Genomic DNA, 7,047 nt, shown 5'->3' with positions numbered 1-7,047 from the left:
ATCTCCAAAACTGGTCGATAGCTTCATTCCCGATGTGATGTCATTGGGCAATGTTGTGAAGGTCATGCAGAATTTGTTGAACGAAGGCGTATCTGTCCGGGATTTGCGTACCATAGTCCAAACCCTGTTGGAGTATGGTCCTAAGTCCAATGATACTGAAGTACTGACTGCCGCGGTGCGTATTGCTCTTAAACGCATGATCGTTCAAGAAATAGCCGGCCCTGAGACAGAAATTCCTGTCATAACTTTGGCGCCAGAGTTGGAACAAATGTTGCATCAGTCCATGCAGGCGTCAGGGGGCGATGGTCCCAATATCGAACCCGGATTGGCCGAGCGGATGCAACAGTCACTGGCTGACGCCGCTCAGAGGCAGGAAATGGTAGGGCAACCTGCAATCCTGCTGACGTCGGGAATGCTTCGCGCGACACTGTCTCGTTTTGTGAAGTACACCATTCCCAATCTGAGGGTGATTTCCTATCAGGAAGTTCCCGATGAGAAGCAGATAAGAATTGTGTCAGCCGTAGGCCAGTAAGAGGGTAGTTGAATGAAAATCAAACGTTTTTTTGCCAAAGATATGCGTGCTGCTCTGGCTCAGGTCAAAGACACCCTCGGTGCTGATGCTGTGATAATGTCCAATAAAAAAGTCACAGGCGGTATAGAAATCGTTGCAGCAGTCGATTACGACGAACCCAAGCCAACTCTTGATAAAAGGGCGTCCGTTCCCAATCCATTTGATCAGGTATCAGAGGACAAAGTTTCATTGGGCGCAAGCCAACCGGTTAAAACTACCCGTCAAAAAATTAACGAACAACCAGCAGATTCTCTGCAGGCACTTTTGGAACGTCAACAAAGCCGCATGAACCAGCAAATGGGACGTTCTGTGCAGGATGATGACATGCCTGCCTGGGCGCGGGGACTGGAAATGCCAGCGTCGCCCAAGGAGAAGCAAGCGCCTCGTCAGGCGACTTTTACGCCGGAAGCGGAAAAATCACGCCAATGCGGCCGTCAGCAGGTAGAACTCGATGCGATGAAAGAAGAGTTGGTATCACTGCGTAATTTGCTGACTCATCAGGTTTCTGCACTGATGATGGAACAAAAAAAGCGTCATGATCCAGTCGGGGCCATGTTGGAGTCACGGTTGTTGGATGCGGAATTCTCCCCCTCTGTTGCTGCGAAATTGGCGGGTTTGTCAGAACACTACTCCCCAGCAGAATTGGTAAAGGCTTTACCTCAAAGCTTGGCTAATATGCTTGATAATCAAGGGGATGACATAGTCAGGCGTGGTGGTGTTGTCGCATTTGTTGGCCCTACCGGTGTGGGTAAAACTACCTCGATTGCTAAGATAGCAGCCCGTTTTGCCGCTCATCATGGAGCCGATCAGGTAGCACTGATCACGACAGATCATTATCGCATCGGAGCCTTTGAGCAATTGGCAACTTATGGCAAAATCATGGGATGTCCTGTAAAGCAAGCTCATGATCTCAATGAGTTGCAACAAATTCTTTATCAGCTGCGCAATCGCAAGCTAGTATTGATAGATACAGCCGGCATGGGACAGCGTGATATGCGATTGGTTGAGCAACTGGATAATTTAACGGCAAACAGCGCCTTGCCGATTCGCAGTTATCTGGTATTGTCAGCTACATCGCAGCGTCGGGTGCTTCAGGATGCAGTAAATCATTTTAAACGCATCCCACTGTCTGGCGCGGTGCTGACCAAACTGGATGAGTCAGTATCTTTGGCAGGTGCCCTGAGTGCCCTGATCCAGAGTGGACTGCCATTGAGTTATGTTACCAATGGCCAGCGAGTGCCCGAGGATATGCAGGTTGCAGACACTCTGGCATTGGCAAAGCAGGCTTTGGATGCCCTGAATGAATCAGATAATCAGGGGATCGATAATCATTTTTGGTCGGATAACACGGCCTGTGCGTTTGAGTAAAGCTATGACCCGTGATCAAGCAAGCGGTTTACGTATGATGAATCAGCCATATAACGAAAAAGTAAAAGTCATTGCCGTGACCGGCGGCAAAGGTGGGGTAGGCAAAACCAGCGTATCAATCAACACGGCTGTGGCTCTGGCAGAAAAGGGAAAGCGTGTGTTGGTTTTAGACGCTGACCTGGGGCTGGCCAACGTTGACGTAATGCTGGGGCTTCGCGCCGAAAAAAACCTTTCCCATGTGTTGTCGGGTGACGCTGAACTTGACGACATAATCCTGCGTGGCCCAAAAGGTATTGGTATTGTACCAGCCACATCTGGGACCCAGGCTATGGTAGAGCTGACGTCTGCTCAGCATGCAGGTCTTATACGTGCATTCAGCGAAATGCGAACGCAGTTCGATGTGCTGATAGTAGATACTGCTGCGGGTATCTCAGATATGGTGCTCAGTTTTTCCCGCGCCGCCCAGGACGTACTGGTGGTGGTTTGTGATGAGCCCACCTCTATTACAGATGCCTATGCCCTAATTAAAATCCTCAGCCGAGAGCACGGTGTGTTCCGGTTCAAAATTGTCGCAAATATGGTTCGTAGTCTTCGTGAAGGGATGGAACTGTTTGCTAAACTGAGCAAAGTGACTGACCGTTTTCTGGACGTGGCACTGGAATTGGTAGCGACAATTCCCTTCGATGAAAACTTGCGAAAATCAGTACGTAAGCAAAAATTGATTGTAGAAGCTTATCCGAAGTCACCCGCAGCGATTGCGTATCATGGTCTGGCAAATAAAGTGATGAGCTGGCCAATACCTCAGCAGCCTGGTGGTCATCTGGAGTTTTTTGTCGAACGTCTGGTTCATCGTCCTGAATATCAAGAGGACAGAGCGAGTGAATAAAGCCGCGGCGTATACCTCCATGGAGGATAAAACCTCCATCGTTGAACAGTACGCACCGCTGGTAAAAAGAATCGCGCACCATATGTTGGCCAGATTACCCGCATCCGTACAGTTGGACGATTTACTCCAGGCCGGCATGATTGGGCTGTTGGAAGCATCCGCCAAGTTTGACGGGGCAAAGGGAGCCAAGTTTGAAACCTTCGCAGGTATCCGTATTCGTGGTGCCATGCTGGATGAGATACGTAAGGGTGACTGGGTTCCCCGTTCGGTGCATCGTAATCAGCGAAGAGTCGCCCAGGTGATAGATGAGTTGGAACAGGAACTGGGAAGGGATGCACGCGACAGCGAAATAGCCGAAAGACTTGATATGTCGCTGGATGAATATCATCATATCCTCAATGATGTTTCCGTGGGAAAAATCATAGGGATAGAAGATTTGGGCGTGTCACAGGATGTCTTGGTACCTGATGGAGAACAAACAGACGACATCTATGACGATTTGGCCGGTGGCCAGTTTCAGCAAGCGCTTGCAGATGCTATTCGTCAATTGCCCGAAAGAGATGCATTGGTGTTGTCGCTTTATTACGATGAAGCACTGAATTTAAAAGAAATAGGTGCCATTCTTGAAGTCAGTGAGTCGCGCGTATGCCAGATCCACAGTCAGGCAATGCTCAGGCTCAAGGGCAAACTCAAGCATTGGACACACGTATAATTCATAATATTGAGCAGTAAGAGTGTCAGCTCACCGGAGGAAACCTTGGACAAGAATATGAAGATTCTCATTGTTGACGATTTTTCAACGATGAGACGCATCATCAAGAACTTGTTGCGAGACTTGGGATTTAACAACACCCAGGAAGCAGATGATGGCTCAACCGCCTTGCCCATGCTTCAGAAGGGCGATTTTGACTTTGTGGTTACAGACTGGAATATGCCCGGCATGCAGGGTATCGATTTGCTAAAAGCTATCCGTGCGGACGATAGCCTGAAGCACATTCCAGTACTGATGGTGACCGCAGAAGCCAAGCGCGAACAGATAATCGCTGCCGCTCAGGCCGGGGTAAATGGATATGTCGTCAAGCCTTTTACCGCCGCGACACTGAAAGAGAAGCTGGATAAGATCTTCGAACGACTTGGTTGAGCAAGGATGAGCTATGCAGGCACAAACATCAGGGCTCATTAGTCTCGAACAGGCACAGGAACTTGTCGCGCTGCTTAGCGGCGGAGAGCAGGAAAAAGCCGATTTGCTGATCCGCGAATTGGCAGCCCCCATTCAAAAAGAACTCTTTGACGAAGTTGGTAAGCTGACTCGTCAACTTCACAGTGCTTTGGTGGATTTTCAGTTGGATAATCGACTGGCAGAGCTTGCCAGTGTTGATATTCCCGATGCCAAAGAACGCCTGAACTATGTCATAGATATGACAGAGCAGGCAGCCAACAAAACCATGGACGCTGTTGAAGAGTGTCTGCCACTGGCCGATGCCTTAATCAATCATATTCAAACTGTTACGCCTGCTTGGGATAAGCTGATGCGGCGTGATATAGCGCTTTCAGAGTTTAAAAGCCTTTGCCATGATGTTCAGCAATTGATGAACCGAAGTGAACAGGATTCCGAAAGGCTTAGGGAGCTGCTGAATCAAATTTTGATGGCGCAGGACTTCCAGGATTTGACCGGCCAGATGATCAGACGGGTAATTGATTTGGTCAGGGAAGTTGAAAATAGTCTGGTGTCCATGCTGACAGTGTTTGGTGAGCAACCTATCACTGATACCCCCCCACGAAGCCCAAGCACCAATACGATAGAAGCCGAAGGACCGATTATGAACGCAGAGCTTCGCCAGGACGTAGTTACCGGCCAGGACGAAGTTGATGATCTTCTGTCCAGCTTGGGTTTCTGATAAGGAGTCAATTTAATGGCATTTGATGTTGATGAAGAGATCCTGCAGGACTTTCTGATTGAAGCCGGTGAGATTCTGGAGTTGCTGCAAGAGCAGTTGGTTGCTCTGGAAAATAACCCGGAAGATACAGATCTGCTCAACGCCATTTTCCGTGGATTCCACACAGTAAAAGGCGGAGCAGGCTTCCTGAGTTTGGCGCCGATGGTGGACGTTTGTCATGAATCGGAAAACACCTTCGACCTCCTGAGAACAGGCAAGCGTCATGTAAGTGCTGAATTGATGGATATCATCCTTCAGGCCGTTGATGCCATTAATACCATGTTTGCTCAAACTCAGGCAGGACAGGAACAGGAGCCTGCATCGGCCGAATTGTTGGATAAACTGAAGCTGTTGGCGTCAGGTGAACCGCTGCCCTCAGAAGGAGGCGCGGAGCAAATTTCGGTTGATGCAACAGAGGACATTTCTGGCGTTGACTTATTCGACGCTCCACAGCAGCCTGCTTCTATGGCTGATGATGTTCTTTTTGGTGAGGATGCTGCAGTTTCAGATAGCGGCGAGTTTGGCTCCTCAGCTTCTGCTGATGGCGGAATAGACGACATTAATGAAGCAGAATTTGAGGCATTACTCGATGCGCTTCACGGAAGTGGAAAAGGGCCTGGGGCTGAAACTGCAACAAAGGCCTCAGCTGCACCCGCGTCGTCTTCTGCTTCTTCAGTGCCCGTTTCCGAGCCGTCTGGCGACGAAATTACCGATGATGAGTTTGAAGCACTGCTTGATGAGTTACATGGAGCAGGTAAGTTTAAAGCAACAGAGGCAAAAGAACCCGCTAAGGTTGCGGCAAGTCCGGCTGATCAAGTTGATACCGATGAAATCACCGATGATGAGTTTGAGAAGCTGCTGGACGAGCTCCATGGCAAAGGTGCCGGACCTGGTAAGGAGCTGGTTCAATCTCCGCCGCCAGTCGTTTCTGCACCCAAAGCGCCGGCCGCTCAGGCGACCACTGCTGCAGCGCCAAAGCCAACTCCAGCCGCACCGGCAGCGCCAAAGGCAGTAGCGCCGGCCGAGAAAGTTCAAGCACCTGCACCTGCCAAGGCAGCTGCACCAGGAAACAGTGTGCCTCAGGGGGAAACCACTGTACGGGTAGATACCGCAAGGCTCGACCAAATCATGAATATGGTTGGTGAGTTGGTGCTGGTTCGTAACCGCCTGGTTAGTTTGGGTGTAACCCGTGAAGACGAAGAGATGTCAAAGGCGCTGGCCAATCTTGATTTGGTAACTGCAGATTTGCAGGGAGCGGTAATGAAAACCCGCATGCAACCAATCAAGAAGGTATTTGGTCGTTTTCCCCGCGTAGTGCGTGATCTTGCTCGTAGTCTCAACAAAGAAATTGATCTGATTTTGGTTGGTGAAGAAACTGACCTGGACAAAAACCTGGTTGAAGCCCTGGCTGACCCCTTGGTGCACCTGGTGCGCAACTCTGTGGATCACGGCATTGAAATGCCAGCCGATCGTGCTGCCAACGGTAAGCCCAGATCTGGTACCATAACGCTGTCTGCCAGCCAGGAAGGTGACCACATTCTTCTGAAAATTGAAGATGATGGTGCTGGTATGGATCCGGATAAGCTGAAGTCTATCGCCATTAAACGGGGCGTATTGGATGAAGATGCTGCAGCCCGGATGTCTGATCACGAAGCATATAACCTGATTTTTGCGCCCGGTTTCTCAACAAAGACAGAAATATCTGATATTTCTGGCCGTGGTGTGGGTATGGACGTAGTGAAAACACGTATCACCCAACTTAACGGCACCGTTCATATTGATTCTATGAAAGGCAAGGGCACTGTGCTGGAGATCAAGGTGCCATTGACTCTGGCGATTATGCCAACGCTGATGGTTGAGGTAGCGAAACAAGTATTTGCCTTACCCTTGTCCAGCGTGAATGAGATTTTTCATCTGGATCTCACCAAAACCAATATTGTTGATGGTCAGCTTACAGTCATCGTCCGGGACAAGGCCGTGCCATTGTTTTACCTCGAAACTTGGCTCAGCCGCGTCAAGCGCAATTTTAAGCACGGTGACAAAAAGCATGGTCATGTGGTGATAGTACAGCTTGGTACCATGCAAATTGGTTTTGTGGTTGATGCATTGATTGGCCAGGAAGAAGTGGTGATTAAACCCTTGGGGGCGCTGCTGCATGGGACTCCCGGGATGGCCGGTGCGACTATTACATCAGATGGTGGAATTGCGTTGATTCTCGATGTGCCCGGACTGCTTAAACACTATGCCAGAAGGAAGTAGAGCGCACGAATGTATTTGGCAGGACA

At 49.6% G+C, this 7,047-nt stretch carries 7 protein-coding genes; all 7 read left to right on the top strand.

Going from position 1 to position 7,047, the window contains the following annotated elements; translation table 11 throughout:
- Window positions 1–532: FHIPEP family type III secretion protein (locus tag ABYK60_RS13975; RefSeq protein ID WP_372872634.1), on the top strand; the 532-nt coding region annotated here is incomplete at its 5' end.
- Between the two features lie 12 nt (window positions 533–544).
- Window positions 545–1,939 carry a flagellar biosynthesis protein FlhF gene (gene flhF, locus ABYK60_RS13970; RefSeq protein ID WP_372872633.1) on the top strand — a complete coding sequence of 465 codons (1,395 nt, stop codon included), beginning with the start codon at window positions 545–547 and terminating at the stop codon, window positions 1,937–1,939.
- 4 nt (window positions 1,940–1,943) lie between these two features.
- Complete coding sequence (locus ABYK60_RS13965; protein WP_372872632.1) at window positions 1,944–2,825, top strand: MinD/ParA family protein; 882 nt, start codon at window positions 1,944–1,946, stop codon at window positions 2,823–2,825.
- A complete protein-coding gene (locus ABYK60_RS13960) occupies window positions 2,818–3,537 on the top strand; it encodes an RNA polymerase sigma factor FliA (protein ID WP_372872631.1) in 720 nt (239 codons plus the stop codon). Before ABYK60_RS13965 ends, ABYK60_RS13960 begins: the two co-directional genes overlap by 8 nt.
- Window positions 3,538–3,582: 45 nt before the next feature.
- A complete protein-coding gene (gene cheY / locus ABYK60_RS13955; protein WP_372872630.1) occupies window positions 3,583–3,966 on the top strand; it encodes a chemotaxis response regulator CheY in 384 nt (127 codons plus the stop codon).
- 13 nt (window positions 3,967–3,979) lie between these two features.
- Entirely contained in the window at window positions 3,980–4,723 is a 744-nt protein-coding gene (locus ABYK60_RS13950) for a protein phosphatase CheZ (protein WP_372872629.1), read from the top strand.
- A gap of 15 nt (window positions 4,724–4,738) precedes the next feature.
- The gene (locus tag ABYK60_RS13945) at window positions 4,739–7,021 is read left to right on the top strand and encodes a chemotaxis protein CheA (RefSeq protein WP_372872628.1); all 2,283 of its coding nucleotides are present in this window, start codon (window positions 4,739–4,741) and stop codon (window positions 7,019–7,021) included.
- The last annotated feature ends 26 nt before the right edge of the window (window positions 7,022–7,047 follow it).

The organism is Shewanella sp. (assembly GCF_041630135.1).
Lineage (GTDB): Bacteria > Pseudomonadota > Gammaproteobacteria > Enterobacterales > Shewanellaceae > Shewanella.
The sequence above is the reverse complement of the archived record's forward strand: the minus strand, read 5'-3'. Positions and strand labels throughout refer to the sequence as shown.

What these genes read in the sequence shown, in the direction of transcription:
- ABYK60_RS13945 (WP_372872628.1), top strand. Translation starts at nt 4,739, where the DNA reads ATGGCATTTGATGTTGATGAAGAGATCCTGCAGGACTTTCTGATTGAA.
- flhF (WP_372872633.1), top strand. Translation starts at nt 545, where the DNA reads ATGAAAATCAAACGTTTTTTTGCCAAAGATATGCGTGCTGCTCTGGCT.
- ABYK60_RS13965 (WP_372872632.1), top strand. Translation starts at nt 1,944, where the DNA reads ATGACCCGTGATCAAGCAAGCGGTTTACGTATGATGAATCAGCCATAT.
- ABYK60_RS13950 (WP_372872629.1), top strand. Translation starts at nt 3,980, where the DNA reads ATGCAGGCACAAACATCAGGGCTCATTAGTCTCGAACAGGCACAGGAA.